Here is a 22,163-nt window from a genome sequence, read left to right on the forward strand (position 1 = left end):
GGCTCACCTCTCTCGCGGAAGACGTTCGCGGATCATCGTGGTCATCTCGACCAAGATCTGCGTATTTTTATCAAGCACGGAACGGGTCGCCTGATCTTTCTGCAAGTCTCTGTAAAGAAGGTAGAAAACCATCAGCGCCCACGGCCCGTTCTCGGCCAGTGCCTTTATCAGTGCATCACTCATCATGTGCAGCCCTCCACGCAGAGAGCGCAGGATTGTCCTGTCCGTGCGCCGCGTACACAGGCGGCAGGCCGCTTTGCCCCGCCGCCAAGGCATTGAGGGCAGCGATATTGGCGGACACGATCGGGGCTTGCATCATTGTCGTCGCGATCGAGCGTTGCAGGTCCTGGCTTTTGTATTGAAATCGTGCGCCAAAATAGAAACTGACAATCGCGCCAAGCAACCACCAAAGCGGCTCAGGAACGAGGGCAATGCCCTGCATCCGTGTGGCAAACCACACAGGGTCCACCATCGCCGCCACACACAGGCCGATGGTGCCAAAAGCCATCAACGGGCGCGGCACGCGGTTGAGCCCATCCATAAACCGATCAAACCTGCCCTTACGTTCAATGGCAAATTCACTTGCGAATTGCTGTAACGCAGAACTGCGGTACTCGGCATCGCGTGCCCCTGCATTTTCACTGTTTTCCATGAAGAGTTCGACGGTTTCGCGCACGACGTTGCGCCCATCTCCGAACAACAGACCCAAGAGTTTTTCGACTACCCCCATGACGCCACCCGTGCATCATGCTCGGCCTGTGTGAGGTGATAACGGGGAGAAATGAATGCTTCCGCACGCACAATCCACCCCCCTTTGCCGCCATCCCGTCGTGTGGCGTATTTACGCGAAGACGGGCGACGATCCGCCAAGGCGTAATAGTAATTACGCCGTGCGATCCCGTAAGCATCCGCGAGATGATGCGGGGCGAGTGATTGGGCAATCTGTGCCGCCTCAATCGTCTGCGGCCCGATCACACCATCCACGGCGATCTTGATCCCCATGTCACCCAAGAGCCGCTGCAACACCCGCACAGCATTGGAGCCTGCGTTGACATACATATCGAACACGCTTGCCTGTAATACGGGCGGCAATTCGTCGATGCGCGGCCCGTGAAAATAATGCGTGATAAAGATATCGCGGGCTTGCTCTCGGCTCAGCTGACGCACATCGCTGATGCTCACCTTGCCGTCCCCATCGACATCAACACCCAGACGCCTGAGCGTGCCAATGGTAACACCATATTTCGTTGCGCCCCCGGGGTCGCTGGGGTCGTTGACGTATCCACCCTCACGGGCAATGATCTCGTCTGCGATTTGTTGAACTGTTTTCATGTGCCTCAAATCCCACCTATTTGATGGTCTAGAAGGCTGCCTGAAAATAGTTAACGCCGCCGAACATCAGCGGTCGGCGGCGTCTTAAGATACATTAATTGTCGCTACGTAAGCCCTTGGAAGTCCTAGGTTTCAGGCTCCTGATATACGCCTTGCTCCTTGAGCGCATCCACAACCTCTTTGGGCATGTAAGTCTCGTCGTGCTTGGCCAAAATCTCGGTCGCCACGAACACCCCGTCTTGCAAACTGCCGGTGCCGATCATCCCTTGGTTTTCGGAAAACAGATCGGGCAAGACGCCTTCATAGCGCACGGGGATCGTGTTGGTCACATCCGTGACATTGAACGTCACAACCGTGCCCTCACCGCGCACAATACTGCCCTCTTCGACCAAACCGCCGATACGGAAAATCTCGCCAACGCGCGGAGGCTCTTCGACCACTTGGGTGGGCGAGCGGAACAGGTTGATCCCATCCTTAAAGCCATAGCCGATCATTCCGACAGCGAGCACCAACACCACCGCAAGGATGGCGAAGACCTGAACACGACGGGCCTTTTTAAGGTTTTTCATTCCTGCCATTTCGGGCCTCCTAGTTTACGGGAACATCGGCGCGTTCATCAAACCCGCCGTTTCCTCAAGGCCGAGCATCAGGTTGGCGTTCTGGATCGCCTGACCCGATGAGCCTTTGGTGAGATTGTCGAGCGCACCGATCACGATGCAGCGCCCTGGGATACGATCCGCCACAACACCGATGTGGCAGAAATTCGATCCGCGCACATGTTTCATATTCGGCGCTTCGCCCGTTGGCAGCACCTTGATAAAGGGCTCATTTTGATACGCATTGGCGAGCGCATAATGCACCGCCCCCGCTTCGCCACGCACATAGGCCGTGGCGAGAATACCGCGCGTTGCAGGGATCAAATGCGGCGTGAATTGAATACGCACATCGCGCCCTGCAATGGCAGAGAACTCTTGGTCAAACTCGCCCAAGTGACGGTGCTTACCGCCAATCGCATAGCCAAAGGCGTTGTCTTCCAACTCGCCGAAGAGCAAGTGTTCCTTAAGCGCACGCCCCGCGCCCGACACCGCCACCTTGAGATCAAGGATGATGTTGTCGAGGTCAATCACGCCCGCAGCAATCAACGGACGCAGCACAAACTGCCCCGTGGCCGCGTTACAGCCCGTCCCCGCCACAAGGCGCGCGTCCTTGATCTGATCGCGGTAAAACTCGGTGAGGCCATAAACCGCCTCTTTTTGCAATTCGGTGGCAGAATGCTCTTTGCCGTACCAAAACGCATAAGCCTCGGGATCGCGCAAACGAAAATCTGCGGACAGGTCCACAACCTTGGTCGTCGCGGGTAGTTCCTTGATCACCGCCTGAGACGTCGCGTGGGGCAAGGCGCAAAAGGCCAAATCCACGTTCGAGAAATCAATGTCCTCGATTTTGCACAGCGCAGGCAGGTCCATGTGACGCAGATGCGGATAGACCTCGGACATCGCCATACCTGCCTTGCGGTCGCCTGACAGCGCCACGATCTCCATCGACGGATGGGTGGCAATCAAACGAACAAGCTCCGCACCTGTGTAACCAGAGGCACCGAGAATGGCGATTTTATGGGTCATATCACTGTCTTTCATCGAACTGGACCGCCCAGTATAGGGTCGGCTTTAATGTAGGGTGTATGGGGCGCCACCGCAATTGCGGCAAAACGCGCAGGGTTCACAACCGCGTCACGGATCAACGCCTGTGGAGATCAGGCCTTGATGAACTCGACTTTTCGCTTCAGGAACTGCGTGGCACCGCGCGACACTTTTGCGGGATCGCCCGTGGTCAGGAACATCGACTCGGTGCCCGTCCCGATCATCGCGGGGTGGCGTTCAAGGTAATCAGCAAGGCTCTCGGCCACGAGGTTGGCCTGCGAGAACACTTTGACATCAGGGCCAAGCGCCTCTTGGAATTCCTTTTCCATCATCGGGTAATGGGTACAGCCAAGGATCGCCGCATCGGGATTGGGCAATTTGCGTTTGAGCGCATCTACGTGAGAGCGCACCAGGGCGTCGGCCAAAATCATATCGCCGTCCTCAATCGCATCCACGACACCGCCACAGGCTTGTGCTTCCACATCCACACCGATGGCGCGAAACGCCAATTCGCGCTGAAACGCACGGCTTGCAACCGTCGCAGGCGTCGCAAAAAGCGCCACGTGCTTGACGCCCACTTCGCGGGGTGGTGAGTTATCCCCCCATTCGCGTTCCGTCAGCGCCTCAATGAGCGGCACGAACACGCCAAGCACACGCTTATCCTTGGGAATCCAGTTTTCCTGCATCCGCCGCAATGCGGCAGCCGAAGCCGTATTACAGGCCAGAATGACAAGATCGCAGCCCGCTTCCCACAGTCGCTCAACGGCGGCGGTCGTTAGATCGTAGACATCATCCGCACTGCGCACACCGTAAGGCGCATGGGCGTTATCGCCGAAATACACGAACGGCACATCCGGCAACCGCTTGGTCACCGCATCCAGAACGGTCAAACCGCCCAATCCACTGTCAAAAACGCCTACTGCCATTTTAATATCGGTCCTTCAGACCTTTGCGGGGCTTGGCCCCATGTTTGACTTCAAACTCATACCCGTGATCAAAATTTGCCACAGGTGTCGGGGATAGTGAATAGGTCTCACGTCGTAGGAAATCCATCATCTTTTTGGGATCACGCAGGTAAGGTTGCAATTTTTCGCGCGTTATCGGCGCTCCGACCACCACGCGCACAGGTGCGCCCATGCGGGCGCGGAACTCTCGGATCAGCAACCCCATGCGCAGGGTGCTGTGCAAATGGCTCGCCAATTGGAACAGGCGCGAATTGGCCCCGTCGAAATAAATCGGCACCACCGTGGCGTCCGACCGCGCCACCATTTTAGCGGTAAACGCCCGCCAAATCGGGTCCATCGGACGCCCAAAGGGGTGCGCCGCTGTCGAGACAGTCCCGCCGGGAAACACGCCGATACAGCCTCCCTCCGCCAAATAGTTCAGCGCGTCCTTGCGGGTCTCAAGATTGAGCGCCACCGCCTCTTTACTCTCTTCAAACGACACAGGCAGGATCACACGGTCGATATCCTCGGCCTGTTTAAAGACACGATGCGCCAGAATACGAAAATCACCACGCCGCACCGACAGAATGTGCCCCAACATCAACCCGTCGAGAATACCGTAAGGATGGTTCGCCACGACGATCACAGGCCCCGTCTCAGGAATATTGTCGAGCGCTCCACCGACCACATCCAACTCAAGTCCGTAACGCTCAACCATCACCTGCCAGAAATCTCGCCCCTGCCCGACATCGGCCCCATAGCCTGCGGCACGGCGGATCAGGCGCAAGCGGCCCGTTACATTTTCCATAGCTCGAATTAGCGTTCGGCCCGAGCGGCTTTTTGCCGAACTGGCATATGAGATATCACGGGCAACCTGACGTGCCGACATGGGCCGTGCGACCATACCACCTGTCGTCTCAGTATCCCGCATTCATGCAGCCCTCCAAGCTGTTCATGGCCTGACTGTAATGGACAGGTGACGCAGCCGCCATAAAAAGCGTATAAAAGCGGCACTGGCTCCAAAACCCACATATTTTACGGATATGAGGGCCCTGCGCCTTGCGCCATGCAGTCGCTATGCTATGAGCCAGTCTGAGTTTGAGCTAGACGAGTTTAAGGTGAGGGTCAGATGGATTGGGATAAGCTACGGATTTTCCACGCGGTTGCGGACGCAGGGTCACTGACCCATGCGGGCGACACCCTGCACCTGAGCCAATCCGCCGTATCGCGCCAAATCCGCGCTTTAGAGGAATCACTCTCCACCACTCTGTTCCACCGCCACGCCCGCGGCTTGATCCTGACCGAACAGGGCGAGTTGTTGTTCGAGGCCACCCGCGCCATGAACAAACGTCTGGAGGCCGCCTCTGCACGGATTCGCGACAGCGAAGAAGGCGTCAACGGCGAGTTGCGCGTGACCACGGCCACGGGGTTCGGCACGCTATGGTTGGCCCCTCGTCTGCACCTCTTGTATGAGAAATACCCCGAGCTGAAAATTGACCTGATGCTTGAGGAACGTGTGTTGGACTTGCCGATGCGTGAGGCCGATGTGGCCATTCGTATGAAAGAGCCATCGCAAGCCGATCTGATCCGCAAACGGTTGATGAACATCCGTATGCGTCTTTACGCGACCCAACCCTACCTCGACAAAAACGGGATGCCGCAAACGATCGAAGACCTCGCCAACCATCGCCTGATTTGTCAAAATCCAAATTCCGCGCAGGTGGCCGCTGGCGCAAGTCTGATTGAGGAACTCACCGAGGTGTCGATCCCTTCGACCCTCTATGTAAACAACTATTTCGGCGTGCTTCAGGCGGTACTGCACGATCTCGGCGTCGGCGTCCTGCCCGACTACCTCATTGAAAGCTCGCCAAGCCTCGTTCGGGTTCTGCCCGAAATGGAAAGCGGCGAAGTGCCCGTGTTCCTCGCCTACCCTGAAGAACTGCGCCACTCCAAGCGCATTGCGGTGTTCCGTGACTTTGTGACCGAGCAAATTTCCGAACATCGTCGGCAAATGCGCGACGACGACTGAGGTTAACGGCCCGCGCTGCGCCGCAGCACTGTGACCTTGTCGCCACAGGTGTATCAGCGGGGGCCAAAACACCCATCTCTACTGCCCTCAACTAGTCCCTTGATGCCGTTACGGAAATCTCTGCGACATAGGTTAAATCTTGCAAGCTATGCGTGTGCCGCATGGCAGCATTGCGCGATTTCCCTGTTTAAAACCTTGCACCATTTACAAACCGCACCTAAATCGAGCATCGAAGCTGCTGATTGACGAAAGTCTTGGCATCTTCAACCTCCCTGTTAGACTTGGGCCGAGCTTATGCTCGGCCTTTTTTTTGGGATTTCGTAAACTCCGTCCGTTTTGCACCGAATCTCTGCGATTCCGTCCTTCGGTGACGCCTACCCCCTTCCCCCACGCCCGCGCATGGCATAAGACAGCGCCAAGAATTGCTGCCTTCGAGGGAATACACATGACCGAGCCTGCCATCACCGAGGATCTGATTGCCGCACACGGCCTCAGCCCTGACGAATACGCCCAGATCCTGCGCATTCTGAACCGCGACCCGTCTTTCACGGAACTTGGCATTTTCTCGGCCATGTGGAACGAACACTGTTCCTATAAATCCTCCAAGAAACACCTGCGCGGCCTGCCCACCACCGGCCCCCAAGTGATCTGTGGACCAGGCGAGAACGCAGGCATTGTCGACATCGGTGACGGGCAATGTGTGGTCTTCAAAATGGAAAGCCACAACCACCCCTCCTATATCGAGCCCTATCAGGGTGCTGCCACGGGCGTGGGCGGCATTTTGCGCGACGTCTTTACAATGGGCGCGCGTCCCATTGCGGCGATGAACTCGCTGTCGTTTGGCGTCAAAGAGCATCCCAAAACCCGTCAACTTGTCCACGGTGTGGTTGAGGGCGTTGGCGGCTACGGCAACTGTTTCGGTGTGCCCACCGTGGGCGGCGAAGTCCGTTTCCACAACGCCTACAACGGCAACTGCCTTGTAAACGCCTTTGCGGCGGGCTTGGCCGACACCGATAAAATCTTCTACTCAGCCGCCTCTGGCGTCGGTATGCCCGTCGTGTATCTCGGCGCAAAAACAGGCCGCGATGGCGTCGGCGGCGCGACGATGGCCTCCGCCGAGTTTGACGACACCATCGAGGATAAGCGTCCCACCGTTCAGGTTGGCGACCCGTTCACCGAGAAATGCCTGATGGAAGCCACCTTGGAACTCATGGCCACAGGCGCGGTGATCTCCATTCAGGATATGGGCGCCGCTGGCCTGACTTGTTCGGCCGTAGAAATGGGCGACAAGGGCAAGCTGGGCATCCGCCTTGACCTCGAAAACGTGCCGCAGCGCGAAGAGAACATGACCGCCTACGAGATGATGCTCTCTGAATCCCAAGAGCGGATGCTCATGGTTCTCAAACCCGAAAAAGAGGACGTGGCCCGCGCCGTGTTCGAGAAATGGGATCTGGACTTTGCTATCGTTGGGGAAACAATCGCAGAAGATCGTTTCCTAATCATGCACAATGGCACCTGTGTGGGCGATCTGCCTCTGTCCACGCTCGCCTCCTCCGCACCTGAGTACGACCGCCCGTGGGAGCCAACACCCGCCGCGGCTCCCGTCGAGGACGTGCCACAGATCGACCCGATTGATGGCCTCAAAGGTCTGATTTCCTCGCCAAACTACACGTCCAAAGCATGGGTCTATGAGCAATACGACACCCAAGTGATGGGCGACACGGTCCAGAAACCGGGACTTGGCGCAGGCGTTGTCCGCATTCACGACACGGGCAAGATGCTCGCCTTCACCTCCGACGTGACCCCGCGCTACGTCAAGGCCAACCCTGTTGAGGGCGGCAAACAAGCCGTAGCTGAAGCCTATCGAAACCTGATGGCCGTAGGGGCAAAGCCACTTGCAACCACAGACAACCTGAACTTCGGCAACCCCGAAAAGCCCGAAATCATGGGGCAATTTGTTGGCGCACTGGACGGGATCGCCCAAGCGGTGTCCTTCCTCGACATGCCCATCGTGTCGGGCAACGTCTCTCTTTATAATGAGAGCTACGGCGAAGGCATCCTGCCCACCCCGACCATCGGCGCTGTTGGCCTCATCGCCAATGAGGACGAGCTGATTTCCGGCCTGCCAAACGACGGCGACATTGCCATTCTGATCGGCGAAACCAACGGCCACCTTGGTCAGTCGGCGCTCTTGGCCGAAGTGTTCAACCGCGAAGACGGCGATGCGCCCCATGTTGATCTGGCCTTGGAAAAGCAAAACGGTGAATTCCTGCGCGCCAATAGCAATCTGCTGACCTCCGCCACCGACCTGTCCGATGGTGGACTGGCTCTGGCTGCATTTGAGATGGCCGAAGCCGCAGGTCTGGGCCTCACGCTTGATGAAAGCGACACCGCGCAGCTCTTTGGCGAAGATCAGGCTCGCTACCTCGTGTCGTGCTCCTTTGACCAAGCCGAAGCCTTGATGGTTGCGGCGGGACAAGCAGGCGTCACGCTCGCCACCGTCGGTAAATTCGGCGGCGACACGGTTCAAATGGGCACCTCTTCCGCGCCGATGTCCGACCTGTCCGCGATCTACCGCAGCACCTTTGGCGAAACATTCGCTTAAGACGCGCAGACCGCGACACCCAATTGCACGACAGGCCCGCGCTCATATGTGCGGGCCTTTCCTTTGCCTCCGGATTAAGCCACGTTGACCTCATGGATCACCTCCCCTCACTCACCTCCGATTGTAACCAATGCGCCGCCCTATGCTGTGTCGGGCTAACATTGGATCAAGGTGAGTTGTTCGCCATCGACAAGCCAAGCGGCACCCCCTGCCCCAATCTGTCGCGCGATTGCAGATGCACGATCCACGCCGATCTAAAGGACAAGGGCATGGAGGGCTGCACCCTGTATGACTGTGCGGGCGCAGGGCAACGTGTGGTGCAAATGCGGTTCAATGGCGAAAGCTGGCGCGACGATCCCACGTTGCTTCCCGCCATGATGCGCGACTTTAACGCGCTCAAACCACTGCACGAACGCATGGCGCAATTGGTCGAAGCGGGCAATCTTGATCTCAACGACGACTTGGAGGCCGAACGGAAGGCGCTTTTGGCGCGACATGCACGGCTTTGGTCCGACAGCGACACTTTGCGCACCCGTTTCGACGCATTTGTGACCACCCTCACAGAGCAAACACCCTGATCCACCTTGCAGCCACCCCACTGCACCATTAGATTTACCCCGACTGAACATCCAAAGATCAAGCATGGAGCGCCCGTAAATGGCCATCACCACCACCGAGATCGAACACCTGATCCGTGACGCTTTCCCAAACGCCCAGATCACCGTGCAAAGCGACGACGGCCACCATTTCGCCGCCGAAGTGATCGATGAGAGCTTTCGTGGCCAGAACCGCGTTCAACAACAACGCGCCGTGAATGCCGCCGTTAAGGCCAAACTCGATAGTGGCGAATTGCACGCAATGGCGCTCACAACTCGCGCCCCCGATTGATCGGACAGGCACACGCCGGTTACGACCTAACTTACAGAATTTATGCAGAAAGTTTGAGACATGTCCGCACAAGAAACCATCCAGAATACCGTCGACAGCAACGATGTTGTGCTCTTCATGAAGGGCACGAAATCTGCGCCTCAGTGTGGCTTTTCCTCGAAAGTCGCAGGCATCCTCAACTTCATGGGGGTTGAATATACCGATGTGAACGTGCTGGCCGATGACGAGATCCGCCAAGGCATCAAGGAGTTCTCCGACTGGCCAACCATCCCCCAACTCTACATCAAAGGCGAGTTTGTGGGCGGTTGTGACATCGTGATCGAAATGACGCTGTCGGGTGAACTCGATACGGCGCTTGCCGACAAAGGCGTGACTTTTGACGCTGAAAAAGCCGAGCAAATCCGCGCGGCCAACGGCTAAGCCCAAGATCACCTAGACATGCAAAAGGCGGGAAGATCACTCTTCCCGCCTTTTCTCATTTTATAATGTAGACTTACGTCTCGTCGGAGAGGCCAAGACGATCTTCGATCGCACTGGCCATTGCCTCGCTGCGCGCCGCCAATTCCGCCAACGAATCTGTCACGCCGCGCGGCACCACTGGCACCTCGACGCGCTCAGGCTCGGGCGCAGGGCGCGACCGCAATTCCTCGATCAGCGTTTCTTGCGCACTGAGTTTGCTTTCCAAAGAGCGCAGCTTTTCATCCATGCCCGCGGTTTTGTCGGCAAGCATCAAGCCCGACATCAACAGCATCCGTGCTTCGGGCATCCGTCCGATCTGGCTCGACAGAACCGAGGCTTCGTTTTCAAGCAGGGCCGCTGCGGATTGCAGGAAATGCTCTTCCCCGTCCTGGCATGCGACTTCGTAAGAGCGGCCACCGATTGTGATTTTCACGTCGGGCATTTCACATCTCCTCCGTTGCAGGGGTCGAAGCGTCGCCCACCTTGGGTAGGGCAGCTTTGAGATCGGCAATCACCCCGTCAAGTTCAACCCGCTCGGTCGCCCGCACGCTTTCCAAGGCCTGAACATCGGCGGCAAGCCCTGCGTTGATCAAATCAGGATCGCCCACGCCCGCCGCGTTTGCCTCACGCAAAGCTGCGTTGTTGGCGCGCAGCGTGTCATTGGCATGACGCAGCCCCGACATCGCACCTTCGAGCTCATAAATCTGACGGCGCAACGTTTCGACTTCAGCTTCCAGAGCAGCCACATGGGTGTTCTGCTTTTCGTGGATTGCCTTGACGCGTTCTTCCAACTGGGCGTTGGTCTCTTTCTCGGTCTCAAGCGCCTCGTTAAGGCGGCCAATCTCGGCCTCCATTTCGTCGCTTGCGATGCCACCGCCCTCGGAACCAGTTGCAGCACGTTCTTCGGCCACAGCCACCGCTCGACCGATCCGTTCCAAAGCAGAGGTAATCCGCTCTTCAAATTCAGAAATATCGCTCATTGGCCCTCACTCGTTCCTTGTGCTTTGCTTCACGTCATCCATCGTGCGTCTGACACGGCAAAGCCTCGCGCGGCTCATCTGCGCGCCTTTGATTCGAGAGCCTAACGCAACGGCGCGGCTTTACCAATATCTCCCCCCTCTTTCACTCACGTCCCATAGGCCGAACTCATACTTTTTTGCGAACACGGCCATTTTCCGCGCCTCTCCTAGCGCCAAAACGCACTGTTTGCCTCTCGATCCTTGATCTTCCCGACCGTCTTGGTATCAGGGGCACACTCGATCGCGTGCCCATCCGCGATCCACACTCTAGTCTATTTGAGGAGACCCATACGTGGATATCGCTAAACTGCGCGAGGCGCACCCCGATCACTGGAAGCGCGCTGCCGCTATTCGCACTTTGACACTCGACGCTGTTGCCGCCGCCAATTCGGGCCACTCCGGCATGCCAATCGGCATGGCCGATGTTGCGACAGTTCTGTTCAAGAACCACCTGAAATTCGACGCCTCTGCCCCGCTTTGGGCTGACCGCGACCGCTTCATCCTATCCGCAGGCCACGGTTCGATGCTTGTCTACTCGCTGCTCTACCTCACAGGTTATGAGGAAATGCCGCTTGAGGAGATCAAGAACTTCCGCCAGATGGGCGCGAAAACCGCAGGCCACCCAGAGAACTTCCTGCTTGACGGCGTTGAGACCACCACAGGTCCGCTCGGTCAGGGCATCTCCAACGCTGTCGGCTTTGCGATGGCTGAAGAATCCCTGCGGGCACGCTTCGGGTCCAAGCTGCAAAACCACTACACCTACTGTATCGCCGGCGACGGCTGCCTGATGGAGGGTGTCTCGCAAGAGGCCATCGCCCTTGCAGGTCGTCAGAAACTCGGCAAGTTGATCGTGTTCTGGGATAACAACAACATCACCATCGACGGCACAGTGGATATTTCGGACCGCACCAACCAACCCATGCGCTTCAAATCCGCAGGTTGGCACGTGCAAGAGATCGACGGTCACGACCCAGAGGCCATCGACGCGGCGATTGAAGCCGCCAAGAAATCCAAAAAACCGTCGATGATCGCGTGCAAAACGCACATCGCCCTTGGCCACGCCAAACAAGACACCTCCAAAGGCCACGGTGCCTTGACCGATGCCGCCGAATTGAAAGCCGCTAAAGAGGCCTACGGTGCCCCCCTTGGTGCTTTCGAGGTCGACCCAAAAGTCAAAGCAGAATGGGAAGAAATTGGCGCCCGTGGCCGTACAGCCCACGCCGAATGGCAAGCCCGCTTCGACGAGCAATCCGAGCGTCGTCAGGCCGAGTTCAAACGCGTTTTCGCTGGCGAAGCGCCCAAGAAGCTCTCTGCCGTCATCAAAGCCTTCAAAAAGCAGATTGCGGACGAGAAGCCCAAAATGGCGACCCGTGCGTCCTCGCAAAAAGTGCTCGAAGTGGTCAATCCGATCATGCCCGAGACCTTTGGCGGCTCTGCCGACCTCACGGGCTCCAACAACACCCTGACCGAAGGTCTGGGCACGTTTGACGAGACCAACCGCAAAGGCCGCTACGTCTATTACGGTATCCGTGAGCACGGCATGGCCGCAGCGATGAACGGTATTGCGCTGCACGGCGGTGTCCGCCCCTACGGCGGCACGTTCTTCTGCTTCACCGACTATGCCCGTGGCGCGATGCGTTTGTCCGCTCTGATGCGCCAACCTGTGACCTACGTCATGACGCATGACTCCATCGGTCTTGGCGAAGATGGCCCGACCCACCAACCCGTCGAGCATCTGGCAATTTGCCGTGCGACACCGAACACTGTGACCATGCGTCCGTGTGATACGGTTGAAACGGCAGAAGCGTGGGAAATCGCGCTGACGTCGCAGTCCTCGCCATCCGTGTTGGTTCTGACCCGTCAGGGCCTGCCAACCCTGCGCACCGAACATAAGAACAAGAACATGGTGGCCTCTGGTGCCTATGTTCTGGCCGACTCCGAAGGCAAACGCCAAGCCATCATCCTCGCCACTGGCTCCGAAGTATCCTTGGCCATGGAAGCGCGTGAGATCTTGCAAGCCGAAGGCATCGGCACACGCGTGGTCTCCATGCCATCTATGGAGCTGTTCGCCGAGCAAGACGAAAGCTACCGCCGCAAAGTCCTGCCTGCGGGCCCTGTGCGCGTTGGTGTCGAAGCGGCGCTGCGCTCTGGCGGTTGGGATCGTTGGCTCTTGGGCGAACGTGGTCGCGAGAACAAGCAAGCCTTTGTCGGCATGACGGGCTTCGGCTCCTCCGCCCCTGCCGAAGAACTCTACGAGAAATACGGCATCACGACCGAGAACATCGTCGCTCAGGTCAAAGCCCTGCTCTGATCCGTCTTACGACTACGATATTGAAAGGCCCGCGCGTTCTGCGCGGGCTTTTTGTTTACGCTCTAAAGATCAAAACCCTCCGACCTCCTCTTGATCTCACAATCTCAAAACCGTTGAATAGGGCATGAACATTCTCGCCCTCTCTGGAAGCCCGCGCCGCGCATCGGTCAACACTGCGTTTTTACGCGCCATTGCCGCTTTGGCGCCGCCCGATATGGAAGTCGAGGTCTTTGACGGCATTGCGCAGCTCCCCGTCTTTTCGCCCGATTTGGAGACACAAGGTCGCCCCGCACCCGTCACTGATTTCGCAGACAGAATTGCGCGATGCGACGGGGTGATTATCGCGTGTCCCGAATATGTGCGCGGCCTTCCAGGGGGCTTTAAGAACGGCATCGACTGGCTTGTCTCGGGCGAGGAACTGATCACCAAACCCATCGCCCTAGCCCATGCCTCGCATCGTGGCGACGATATGTTGGACGCCCTTCGGCTTGTGCTGTCCACAGTCAGCACACGGTTCTCGACCGAGCTGTTCTTGCGCATTCCTGTGGCAAATGTCGCCCCTCACGACATCTCTGCGCACCTTGAGCCTCACCGCGATGAGATCACCGCCTACCTCGACACCTTCGCCACCTATTGCCAAGACCCCGCGCCACAGTAAACCGTTAGCGCAATCACTCCATGTTTTCGCTAACATGTTGGCGCTAAACGGGTTTTCCGACTCTGCACACTTCCGTATACGGCTCTCAAGCAGGGGGACTGGCCCAATTTTCTCCTCGCTTGACGTAAGCACACGGCAGATCGCCGCAGCAGGGAGCTTGAGGGACGCATGACAATCAAACTAGGCATCAACGGTTTTGGTCGCATTGGACGTTGCACATTGGCGCATATCGCCGAGGCAGGTCTGAACGAGGTCGAAGTGGTGAAAATCAACGCCACAGGCCCGATTGAAACCAACGCACACCTGCTCAAATACGATAGCGTTCACGGACGCTTCGGCGGCAAGATCGCCGTCAACGGCAATACCATGGATTTGGGACGCGGCCCGATCCAAGTGATGTCCACCTACGATCCCGAAGAGTTGGATTGGGACGGCGTCGATGTGGTGCTTGAATGCACAGGCAAATTCAATGACGGCCAAAAGGCAGACGTCCACATGCGGCGCGGTGCCAAGAAGGTTTTGATCTCCGCCCCTGCCAAGAACGTCGACCGCACGGTTGTGTTCGGTGTGAACCACCGTGATTTGCGCGACGACGAACGCATGGTCTCCAACGGCTCCTGCACCACCAACTGCCTCGCACCACTCGCCAAAGTTCTCAACGACGCCGTGGGGATCGAGAGCGGCATCATGACGACGATCCACTCCTACACGGGCGACCAACCCACCTTGGACCGCCGCCACAAAGACCTCTACCGCGCCCGCGCAGCCGCTATGGCGATGATCCCGACCTCGACAGGCGCAGCAAAGGCCTTGGGCGAGGTCTTGCCCGAACTCAGCGGCAAGCTCGACGGCACGGCAATGCGCGTACCTACCCCCAACGTCTCCGCCGTGGACCTCACATTCCAAGCGGGCAAAGACGTCACCGCCGCAGACATCAACGAAATCGTGCGTGAGGCCGCTGCGGGTCACATGGGTATGGTCTTGGGCTACGACGCCGAAGCCAAGGTCTCCATCGACTTCAACCATACGACTGAAAGCAGCATCTTTGCACCCGACCAAACCAAGGTCATCGGGCGCACGGTGCGTGTCTTGGCATGGTATGACAACGAATGGGGCTTCTCTGCACGTATGGCCGACGTTGCCGCGACAATGGGTCGCCTGTCGCAGTAAGAGCGCATTCAACGTTCCGCGACGACATTTTGGGCCTTAGACCCGCGCTTAAATGCGCAACTGCGGCCCGATCTGAACAACGGTCGGCCATCGCCCAAGGCGGTGGTCGATCCCCTGACTGCGTCCCTCTTCCCTCTTTCCTTCGCCGCGCGTGAGTGACACAATGCGCCAACTGGAACTGGAACGAGTTTTTTCATGACCGACTCCATCGCTTTAGGGCTTGCCGCCGTTATATTGGTAGCCCTCGGCCTCGATTTCGGCCTGAATGACGGTGCCGCCTCGCTCTTTTTGGCCCGCAAACTGCTCGTCCTCCTCCACTACATCGCCTTCTGGCGTTAAGATCCACGCTTTGCGGTTGACCTTTGCGCTGTGATCGCGATGTTAGCGATAACTGCCTGACGTCATGAGGCGTCGGCAAATATGTGAGGGACGGCCCAAGAAAAGGCCGCCCTGCCGAACAAGCGTCAAGGAGTGCTGACATGGCTGTAAAAGTGGCAATCAACGGATTTGGTCGTATTGGTCGTAACGTTCTGCGTGCGATCATCGAGTCGGGCCGGACCGACATCGAGGTTATCGCAATCAACGATTTGGGCCCCGTGGCGACCAACGCCCACCTGCTCCAGTATGACAGTGTGCATGGCCGTTTCCCCGTCGACGTCACACATACCGATGACAGCATCAACGTGGGCCGCGGCCCGATCAAGGTGACAGCCATTCGCAACCCTGCCGACCTGCCATGGTCCGACGTAGATGTTGTGATGGAATGCACGGGTATTTTCACCTCCAAAGAGGCCTGCCAGGCACACCTCGAAAACGGGGCAAGCCGCGTCCTGATCTCCGCACCAGGGAAAGACGCCGACAAAACCATCGTTTACGGCGTGAACCACGATCAGTTGACTGCGGACGACATCGTTGTTTCCAACGCGTCTTGCACAACCAACTGCCTGTCGCCTGTCGCCAAAGTCCTCAATGACAGCATCGGCATCGTCAAAGGCTTCATGACCACGATCCACTCCTACACGGGTGATCAGCCAACGCTCGACACCATGCACAAAGACCTCTACCGCGCACGCGCCGCAGCTTTGTCCATGATCCCAACGTCGACAGGCGCAGCGAAAGCTGTGGGCCTCGTATTGCCAGAACTGAATGGTAAATTGGACGGTGTCTCAATCCGCGTTCCTACGCCGAACGTCTCCGTTGTCGACCTCACATTCGAGGCCGCACGTGACACAACAATCGAAGAGGTAAACCAGCTCATCCGCGACGCCGCAGACGGCCCGCTCAAAGGCATCCTCGGCTACACCGATGCACCACTGGTCTCCTCCGACTTCAACCACAATCCGCATTCCTCGATCTTCCACACTGACCAGACCAAGGTCATGGAAGGCACTATGGTGCGTATTCTGACATGGTACGATAACGAATGGGGCTTCTCGAACCGCATGAGCGACACGGCTGTCGCAATGGCGAAGTTCATCTAAGACCGCTCGTCACAGCATACGAAAGCCCCGCCACAATGTGTGCGGGGCTTTTTTTGTTTCGGGCTTTAGCTGTTACGTGCGAACCTTTTTGGCAAGCCGTGCCTCAACGTCTGGCGTGACGAATTTCGACACATCACCACCAAGACGGGCAATCTCTTTGACCAGTTTGGACGCAATCGCCTGATGGCGCGCCTCCGCCATCAAAAAGACAGTTTCGATTGAATTGTCCAAGGCGCGGTTCATGCCAACCATTTGATATTCATATTCAAAGTCGGCCACAGCCCGCAGACCGCGAATGATGATCGACGCATTCACATCGCGGGCACATTGGATCAAAAGGTTCTCGAAAGGATGCACAACGATCTCGCACCCCGTCTCCTGCGCAATCGCCTTGGTATAGGATTCGAGCATCTCGACACGCTCTTCGAGGGCAAACATCGGCCCCTTGTCGCGGTTGATAGCGACGCCAATCACCAAGCGATCGACCAAGGCACAAGCGCGGCGAATAATGTCGCCATGCCCGTGGGTTACGGGATCAAAAGTACCGGGGTATAGGCCAATGCGCATGGGGCTCTCCTTACTCTTAAGGCAAGCAACAATATTGCGCGGTTGAACGCAAGCGAAACAGGAAAAATACCCCAAATCTCTTCCGCGACGTCACCATCGCGACGCGTTTCTACGGCTATTTCACACGGAGCGCATCGCAGACGGGAGGCTCAATGCCCCATGATCATCCCTTCAAGAGCGTTGCGCTCCATCGCCAGTTCCTCAAGCCGCGCCTTGACCACGTCACCGATTGACACGAGGCCGATCATCTTGCCGTTGTCCATCACCGGCATGTGGCGGAATCGCCCCTGTGTCATCTTTTCGAGCACATTGAGCGCGGTGTCATCAGGCTTACATGTGACGAGTTTGCGCGTCATCAGTGCGCTGACGGGTTGTGCCAAAACGCTCGCCCCCTGACGCCCCAATTCGCGCACCACATCGCGTTCAGAAAAAATGCCATCCGGCTTGTCCAAATCCGTTCCGACCACCAAGGCCCCGATCCGTTTTTCTGACAGGACCGCAACGGCCTCCCCCACTGTCGCATCGGGGGCAATGCCCTCTGTGGTGGTGATGGCTTTCCCGTTCAAAATCTGTCCGACAATCATGCAGTATCCTCCATTTTGCACTTCCCCGCTCCATCCCTGTTCTTAGCGTCCCCCTTAGAGGCCCTCTCTGTCAAGTTACAGCGCGCGATTGAGCAAGTTCTCTCCTCTCCTCACCAAAAAAATGAGAGGTATAAATTTTCCACTTTCTTCCACAGATTTGGAAAAAATTGCCAAAATCTACCTTAAACTTATCCTTTTCGAACATTTCCCACCTCAGTCCCTTGCCCCGCTTCACGGGGCTGCGAACATAAGACCATGAGTGAAAAACAGACAGAATTGAACATCAGCCGCGACGGCATGGCGGGACGCATACCGCGCCGTAAAAGATGCCGATTTTCTCGAAGGGATTCGTGCCCGCATCATTGACCGTGACGGAGCCCCGAACTGGAGCCACACCTTGCGCGATGTGCCGGCGCTCACGGTCTCGACGCTGCTGCGCCCCTTGGGAAAGGACGGGCTTTGGACGCAAGAGAGCACGCCGCATTAAATTACCCCTACGTGAGTTAGTCACAGACGGACAAATCACATGAGGCTATTCTCAAGGTGACCTTAAAAGAGAAAGTCATATCATGCTCAAGAAAAACGTAGGCGGTCTCGACCGCATCATTCGCATCGTTGTCGGTGTTGCCCTGATCGCGGGTTTCTTTATCAACGGCAACCCACTGTTCCTGATCGGCATCGTGCCACTGGCCACGGGTCTGTTGAACTCTTGCCTGATCTATTCGCTGTTCGGCATCAACACCTGCCCGATGGACAAGCGCTAAAACACGATCTCCCTCTCAGGCCGCTTCTGAGAGGGATTTCAGCGCGTCAATATCAAGCAAACGAACCTCGCCACGCGCGGTGGCCACCCATCCGCGCCGTTGGAATTCTTGCAACTGCCGCGAAATAACCTCCCGCGCAGTGCCAAGTTCGGCGGCCAATTGTGCGTGAGTGGCCTTCAACGTGGCGTCTTTATCGGCCAGCTCGACCAGTTTTTGCGCAAGACGTATGTCGACCTTTTGAAAGGCGACCTCTTCGATCACATGGAACAGGTCGGTGATGCGACGCGAATAGGCGGAGAACACAAAGGTGCGAAAGCTCTTTGAAGTTGCCACCAGATCATCGAACACACGGCGCGGAATAGCCGCCGCCTGCACATCCGTCTCTGCGATGCCTTCGGCGGAATAATCCTCATAGGCCAACAGACACGCGGTGGTCAGCACACAGCTTTCACCCGCATGAACACGGTAGAGGACCATCTCGCGCCCGCCCTCCGAGGTTTGTTGTACCCGCACCGTGCCCTCCAGCAAGAGCAGAAGGTTCTCTGGGCTTTTTCCCGGACCGAACAGGATGGTGCCCTTTGGGACCGTCACGATTTGCGACTGCGTGGTCAGACGGTCGCGCAGCTTGTCATCAAGGCGCGACAGCCCCACAAATCGATCAATCCAATTCACACTTATATCCATGCCGTTTCCCTTCGCGCGGGGGATGCTGTGCGGCACAGGCACAACACCGAGTTCAGGCAGTATAGTTAGAAGCTTGTGGCTTCTTCCACAATCTCTGTCAGCAAATCTTCGACAGGCTGCATCGAGCCGTCGGGGTAATCGGGGAAACCGATTGTCACCTTGCCGCCGCGGTCGGCGACGTAGATGGAATAGGGACAATAAACGATATTGTCGGGATCAGCCTCCATAACCTGACGCGAGATCGTGGCCGAGCAGAACAGGAAGACATCCGCCGCATCGAACAGCACCACATCGGAGCCGACATCGGCGCGCGTGCGCTCCAGCATCTCGCCCGTGTGGCTACGGTGGTCGATCACCAATCCCTTGGAAATGATCGCATCCTCAACCGCAAAGGTGGCATCCTCAAACGTGCCATCATAGTCAAAGGTGATTGCAGCATCATTGGCGGTGGCAGCCGATGCGAGCATGGATGCGCTCACGGCAAGTGCGGTCAATAAACGGGGCATGGGGGGTCCTCCTGAACACGGGGCCAAAAAAGTAGCATGAGAAGTGTAGCATAGAAAAAGGGCAGCCCCTAGAGGCTGCCACTAAGTTGTCACTAGGGAAGTGCGCTTATTGCGATACGGATTTGAGGTATTCGATCACCGCTTGGATATCTTTTTCCTTTTTCAAACCCGCAAATGACATCTTGGTCTTTTTGTAGACAGACTTGGGTTTGGTCAGGAATTCAACGAGATGCGCCTCGTCCCAAACCGTTCCAGCCTCATGGGCGGCCTGCATGTCTTTGGAGTATTTGAAGTCATCGACATGAGCGACGGGCGCGCCGAAGACGCCATTGAGTACGGGCCCAACCTTGTTTTTGGCCCCCTCGCCCACTTGGTGACAGGCTTTACACTTCTTGAAAACCTTCTCGCCTGCGCTGACCAGTTCGGCGTCAAGGGCGGCGACAGCGGGAGCCGCTGCTTCATCGGCAGGAGCCTCCTCAGTCATGGCCTCCTCGACAGGTGCCGCCTCCGCGGGCGCCGTTTCCGCCGCAGCTGCCTCAGCGGGCGCCTCATCAGCGCCCTCTTCCTCTGGCGTCACATCGAGAACAGCGGCACGCTTGGTGATTTCCACCGTGTCTTTGCAGTTCTCGTAACACGCGTTGGCTTCGGTAAAAATCGGCAACTCCGTCTCGGGGCGATCATCGACGATAAACCCGTCCGCGTTGGGCATCTCCACATCCATGAAGTTCTCGTTGGTCAGGACAAAGTCGTCCTCTACGAGATAGTTGGAATAGAGAATATAGGCGGTGATAGCATAGACATCATCATCTGACAGGGTCTGCGCAGCCCCAAAGGGCATAGAGCGACGGACATAGTCAAAGACCGTGGACAGATACGGCCAATATGACCCGACGGTTTTGAGCGGATCTTTATCCGCCAACGTCCCGTCACCACCTGCCAGTTTCGGCCAGTTGTCCACGCCTTCGGCAAACTCACCGTGACAGACGGCACAGTTGTCCGAGAAGATCATCTCGCCGTCTTCGACAGAGCCGGACCCAACGGGCAGGCCTTGCCCCTGCGGACCGATATCACGGTTCCATGCCGCGACCTCTTCGGGGAGTGCCGCACGGCCCAGCCCGAATTTCTCCGCCATTGCGGGCGCAGCGAGGGCGGCGACAAGGGCTGTGCTTGCGATCAGTTTAGGAAGAAACTTCGACATTTTCTGCCTCCCCGTTTTCTTTGACCCACCAGGTCTGAATACAGTTGTTGTGATAGACGGAATTCTCGCCACGCACCTCGCGCAATTGCGCTTTGGTCGGTTGAACGTAACCCGTCTCGTCATGGGCGCGCGATTGCAGGAACATCTCCGAGCCATCCCAATTGATATCGAGATAGAAACGGGTGAGCGCCATTTTCTCGCCCTTTTGGGCCAGACGCGCCTTTTGCCAGTTCTTCCCACCGTCGATGGACACATCCACACCCGTGATCGCACCACGACCCGACCATGCGAGACCTGTAATCACCAACGGACCTTTGCCGTGGGTGATTGGCATCTGCGGGCTGGGCGAGGTCACAACGGATTTCGCATCCATAACCCACGTCCATTTCCGTGCCGTACCATCGGCAAGTGTGTCGGTGTATTTCGAGGTTTCTTCGCGGCTCTCAATGGGGTGGTCGGTCACTTCGATACGACGCAGCCACTTGACCCACATGTTGCCTTCCCAACCGGGAACCACGAGGCGCACGGGATACCCATGCTCCATGCGCAGCGCTTCACCGTTGGCTTTAAACGCGACAAGCACGTCATCAAGCGCCTTTTCCATCGGAATAGAGCGCCCGTTCGACGAGGCATCTGCCCCCTCGACGTAGACCCATTTGTCGGCCAGATCGCCCGCCGCATCCAAGCCCGCCTCTTCGAGAAGAGTGCGCAAAGACACACCAGAGTATTCCATGTTGTGGATCATGCCGTGGGTGAATTGCGAGCCGTTCAGCTGTGCGCCTGCCCATTCCATGCCGGTGTTCGCAGCGCACTCAAGGAAATAGGTGCGGTTTTCCCGTGGGAAGCGTTCCAGATCGGCATAGGTAAAGACCAGTGGCTGATCAACGAGACCGTTGATCATCAGGCGGTAGTCTTCTTTTTTGAGCTCAATCGCGCCCGAGTGGTGACGTTCAAACGCACAGCCCTGCGGGGTGATGGTGCCGTCGAGCGCGTGGATCGGCGTGAAGTTGATCGAGGAGATCACATCGGCGGTCAACCACGGCACGTTGCGCCGCACCACATCGCTTTCGAATTGGATCGGCATCCCGTAGGGCGTCGCGTCAACGCCTGCCCCTGTGGAACTGGCCCAATCCTGTATTTCGGTGATCAACGGATCAGGCGCATCCTGTGCCATTGCCTTGCCCGTAGCAGCCAGACCGACACCTGTTGCAGCAGCACCGCGCAGGAAGGCGCGGCGGTTTGGTCCTTTGGTGGGGCCGTCGTGTGTTGGGGTGTCACTCATGGAATGTGCTCCCTGTGTTGCATACCGTTTCAAACGCGGTGT

General features: G+C 57.4%; 26 protein-coding genes and 1 pseudogene. 12 read left to right on the forward strand and 15 right to left on the reverse strand.

All coding sequences use genetic code 11. The features are described 5' to 3' along the window. Positions 1 to 3 precede the first annotated feature (3 nt). From ACN0TS_RS01855 to ACN0TS_RS01885, 7 genes are all read right to left on the reverse strand, one after another. Positions 4 to 186 carry a hypothetical protein gene (locus ACN0TS_RS01855; protein WP_417243239.1) on the reverse strand — a complete coding sequence of 61 codons (183 nt, stop codon included), beginning with the start codon at positions 184 to 186 and terminating at the stop codon, positions 4 to 6. Beyond that, the gene (locus ACN0TS_RS01860) at positions 176 to 730 is read right to left on the reverse strand and encodes a holin family protein (protein WP_417257613.1); all 555 of its coding nucleotides are present in this window, start codon (positions 728 to 730) and stop codon (positions 176 to 178) included. Before ACN0TS_RS01860 ends, ACN0TS_RS01855 begins: the two co-directional genes overlap by 11 nt. Further along, on the reverse strand, positions 721 to 1,332 hold the full coding sequence (locus ACN0TS_RS01865) for a holin-associated N-acetylmuramidase (protein ID WP_417257614.1): 612 nt from the start codon (positions 1,330 to 1,332) through the stop codon (positions 721 to 723). The genes ACN0TS_RS01860 and ACN0TS_RS01865 overlap by 10 nt, the downstream gene beginning before the upstream one ends. Before the next feature lie 125 nt (positions 1,333 to 1,457). After that, on the reverse strand, positions 1,458 to 1,901 hold the full coding sequence (ccmE, locus tag ACN0TS_RS01870) for a cytochrome c maturation protein CcmE (RefSeq protein ID WP_417258167.1): 444 nt from the start codon (positions 1,899 to 1,901) through the stop codon (positions 1,458 to 1,460). Positions 1,902 to 1,925: 24 nt separating this feature from the next. Continuing rightward, entirely contained in the window at positions 1,926 to 2,954 is a 1,029-nt protein-coding gene (gene argC / locus ACN0TS_RS01875) for an N-acetyl-gamma-glutamyl-phosphate reductase (protein WP_417257615.1), read from the reverse strand. 131 nt (positions 2,955 to 3,085) lie between these two features. Then, positions 3,086 to 3,898: a glutamate racemase gene (gene murI, locus ACN0TS_RS01880; protein WP_417257616.1), complete on the reverse strand. Its 813-nt coding sequence runs from the start codon at positions 3,896 to 3,898 to the stop codon at positions 3,086 to 3,088. 1 nt (position 3,899) lies between these two features. After that, complete coding sequence (locus ACN0TS_RS01885; RefSeq protein ID WP_417257617.1) at positions 3,900 to 4,847, reverse strand: lysophospholipid acyltransferase family protein; 948 nt, start codon at positions 4,845 to 4,847, stop codon at positions 3,900 to 3,902. 198 nt (positions 4,848 to 5,045) lie between these two features. On the opposite strand from ACN0TS_RS01885, the gene ACN0TS_RS01890 reads away from it, so the two are divergent. The 5 genes from ACN0TS_RS01890 to grxD all read left to right on the forward strand — a co-directional run bounded on the left by ACN0TS_RS01890 (position 5,046) and on the right by grxD (position 9,858). Then, complete coding sequence (locus ACN0TS_RS01890) at positions 5,046 to 5,945, forward strand: LysR family transcriptional regulator (protein ID WP_417257618.1); 900 nt, start codon at positions 5,046 to 5,048, stop codon at positions 5,943 to 5,945. Positions 5,946 to 6,390: 445 nt separating this feature from the next. Then, complete coding sequence (purL, locus tag ACN0TS_RS01895) at positions 6,391 to 8,550, forward strand: phosphoribosylformylglycinamidine synthase subunit PurL (RefSeq protein WP_417257619.1); 2,160 nt, start codon at positions 6,391 to 6,393, stop codon at positions 8,548 to 8,550. Positions 8,551 to 8,642: 92 nt separating this feature from the next. Continuing rightward, positions 8,643 to 9,128, forward strand: a complete 486-nt coding sequence (locus tag ACN0TS_RS01900) for a hypothetical protein (protein ID WP_417257620.1) — start codon at positions 8,643 to 8,645, stop codon at positions 9,126 to 9,128. A gap of 79 nt (positions 9,129 to 9,207) precedes the next feature. Further along, positions 9,208 to 9,438: a BolA/IbaG family iron-sulfur metabolism protein gene (locus tag ACN0TS_RS01905; RefSeq protein ID WP_417257621.1), complete on the forward strand. Its 231-nt coding sequence runs from the start codon at positions 9,208 to 9,210 to the stop codon at positions 9,436 to 9,438. A gap of 60 nt (positions 9,439 to 9,498) precedes the next feature. Beyond that, on the forward strand, positions 9,499 to 9,858 hold the full coding sequence (gene grxD / locus ACN0TS_RS01910; protein ID WP_417257622.1) for a Grx4 family monothiol glutaredoxin: 360 nt from the start codon (positions 9,499 to 9,501) through the stop codon (positions 9,856 to 9,858). Between the two features lie 73 nt (positions 9,859 to 9,931). Here grxD and ACN0TS_RS01915 read toward each other — a convergent pair whose 3' ends face one another. Both ACN0TS_RS01915 and ACN0TS_RS01920 read right to left on the reverse strand, forming a co-directional pair. Next, positions 9,932 to 10,339 (reverse strand): cell division protein ZapA, encoded by a 408-nt coding sequence (locus ACN0TS_RS01915; RefSeq protein ID WP_417257623.1) that lies wholly within the window; start codon positions 10,337 to 10,339, stop codon positions 9,932 to 9,934. Between the two features lies 1 nt (position 10,340). Continuing rightward, positions 10,341 to 10,877, reverse strand: coding sequence for a hypothetical protein (locus tag ACN0TS_RS01920; RefSeq protein ID WP_417257624.1), 537 nt, complete (start codon positions 10,875 to 10,877; stop codon positions 10,341 to 10,343). 331 nt (positions 10,878 to 11,208) lie between these two features. On the opposite strand from ACN0TS_RS01920, the gene tkt reads away from it, so the two are divergent. The 5 genes from tkt (at position 11,209) to gap (ACN0TS_RS01945) (ending at position 16,536) form a co-directional block, all read left to right on the forward strand. Then, the gene (tkt, locus tag ACN0TS_RS01925; RefSeq protein WP_417257625.1) at positions 11,209 to 13,227 is read left to right on the forward strand and encodes a transketolase; all 2,019 of its coding nucleotides are present in this window, start codon (positions 11,209 to 11,211) and stop codon (positions 13,225 to 13,227) included. 124 nt (positions 13,228 to 13,351) lie between these two features. Then, complete coding sequence (locus ACN0TS_RS01930; RefSeq protein WP_417257626.1) at positions 13,352 to 13,885, forward strand: NADPH-dependent FMN reductase; 534 nt, start codon at positions 13,352 to 13,354, stop codon at positions 13,883 to 13,885. Between the two features lie 168 nt (positions 13,886 to 14,053). Continuing rightward, the gene (gene gap, locus ACN0TS_RS01935; protein WP_417257627.1) at positions 14,054 to 15,055 is read left to right on the forward strand and encodes a type I glyceraldehyde-3-phosphate dehydrogenase; all 1,002 of its coding nucleotides are present in this window, start codon (positions 14,054 to 14,056) and stop codon (positions 15,053 to 15,055) included. Positions 15,056 to 15,250: 195 nt separating this feature from the next. Continuing rightward, entirely contained in the window at positions 15,251 to 15,394 is a 144-nt protein-coding gene (locus tag ACN0TS_RS01940; RefSeq protein WP_417257628.1) for a hypothetical protein, read from the forward strand. 140 nt (positions 15,395 to 15,534) lie between these two features. Then, positions 15,535 to 16,536 carry a type I glyceraldehyde-3-phosphate dehydrogenase gene (gene gap / locus ACN0TS_RS01945; RefSeq protein ID WP_417257629.1) on the forward strand — a complete coding sequence of 334 codons (1,002 nt, stop codon included), beginning with the start codon at positions 15,535 to 15,537 and terminating at the stop codon, positions 16,534 to 16,536. Positions 16,537 to 16,608: 72 nt separating this feature from the next. Here the strand turns inward: gap (ACN0TS_RS01945) and coaD are convergent, their stop codons facing one another. Together coaD and ACN0TS_RS01955 are read right to left on the reverse strand one after the other, a co-directional pair. After that, positions 16,609 to 17,103: a pantetheine-phosphate adenylyltransferase gene (gene coaD / locus ACN0TS_RS01950; protein WP_417257630.1), complete on the reverse strand. Its 495-nt coding sequence runs from the start codon at positions 17,101 to 17,103 to the stop codon at positions 16,609 to 16,611. A gap of 149 nt (positions 17,104 to 17,252) precedes the next feature. Continuing rightward, on the reverse strand, positions 17,253 to 17,687 hold the full coding sequence (locus ACN0TS_RS01955; protein ID WP_417257631.1) for a CBS domain-containing protein: 435 nt from the start codon (positions 17,685 to 17,687) through the stop codon (positions 17,253 to 17,255). 319 nt (positions 17,688 to 18,006) lie between these two features. Between ACN0TS_RS01955 and ACN0TS_RS01960 the strand changes: the two are divergent. Both ACN0TS_RS01960 and ACN0TS_RS01965 read left to right on the forward strand, forming a co-directional pair. Beyond that, positions 18,007 to 18,174: pseudogene (locus tag ACN0TS_RS01960) on the forward strand (enoyl-CoA hydratase/isomerase family protein); the annotation flags it as partial. Positions 18,175 to 18,256: 82 nt separating this feature from the next. Beyond that, complete coding sequence (locus tag ACN0TS_RS01965; RefSeq protein WP_417257632.1) at positions 18,257 to 18,451, forward strand: DUF2892 domain-containing protein; 195 nt, start codon at positions 18,257 to 18,259, stop codon at positions 18,449 to 18,451. Positions 18,452 to 18,466: 15 nt separating this feature from the next. Here ACN0TS_RS01965 and ACN0TS_RS01970 read toward each other — a convergent pair whose 3' ends face one another. From ACN0TS_RS01970 to soxC, 4 genes are all read right to left on the reverse strand, one after another. Next, on the reverse strand, positions 18,467 to 19,135 hold the full coding sequence (locus ACN0TS_RS01970) for a Crp/Fnr family transcriptional regulator (RefSeq protein ID WP_417257633.1): 669 nt from the start codon (positions 19,133 to 19,135) through the stop codon (positions 18,467 to 18,469). A 65-nt stretch (positions 19,136 to 19,200) separates the two neighbouring features. Then, on the reverse strand, positions 19,201 to 19,641 hold the full coding sequence (locus tag ACN0TS_RS01975; protein ID WP_417257634.1) for a DUF302 domain-containing protein: 441 nt from the start codon (positions 19,639 to 19,641) through the stop codon (positions 19,201 to 19,203). A gap of 106 nt (positions 19,642 to 19,747) precedes the next feature. Beyond that, complete coding sequence (locus ACN0TS_RS01980; RefSeq protein ID WP_417257635.1) at positions 19,748 to 20,839, reverse strand: c-type cytochrome; 1,092 nt, start codon at positions 20,837 to 20,839, stop codon at positions 19,748 to 19,750. Next, positions 20,820 to 22,121: a sulfite dehydrogenase gene (gene soxC / locus ACN0TS_RS01985; protein WP_417257636.1), complete on the reverse strand. Its 1,302-nt coding sequence runs from the start codon at positions 22,119 to 22,121 to the stop codon at positions 20,820 to 20,822. The genes ACN0TS_RS01980 and soxC overlap by 20 nt, the downstream gene beginning before the upstream one ends. Between the last annotated feature and the right edge of the window lie 42 nt (positions 22,122 to 22,163).

The sequence above is a fragment of the Celeribacter sp. genome (genome assembly GCF_048266405.1).
Taxonomy (GTDB): Bacteria; Pseudomonadota; Alphaproteobacteria; order Rhodobacterales; family Rhodobacteraceae; genus Celeribacter.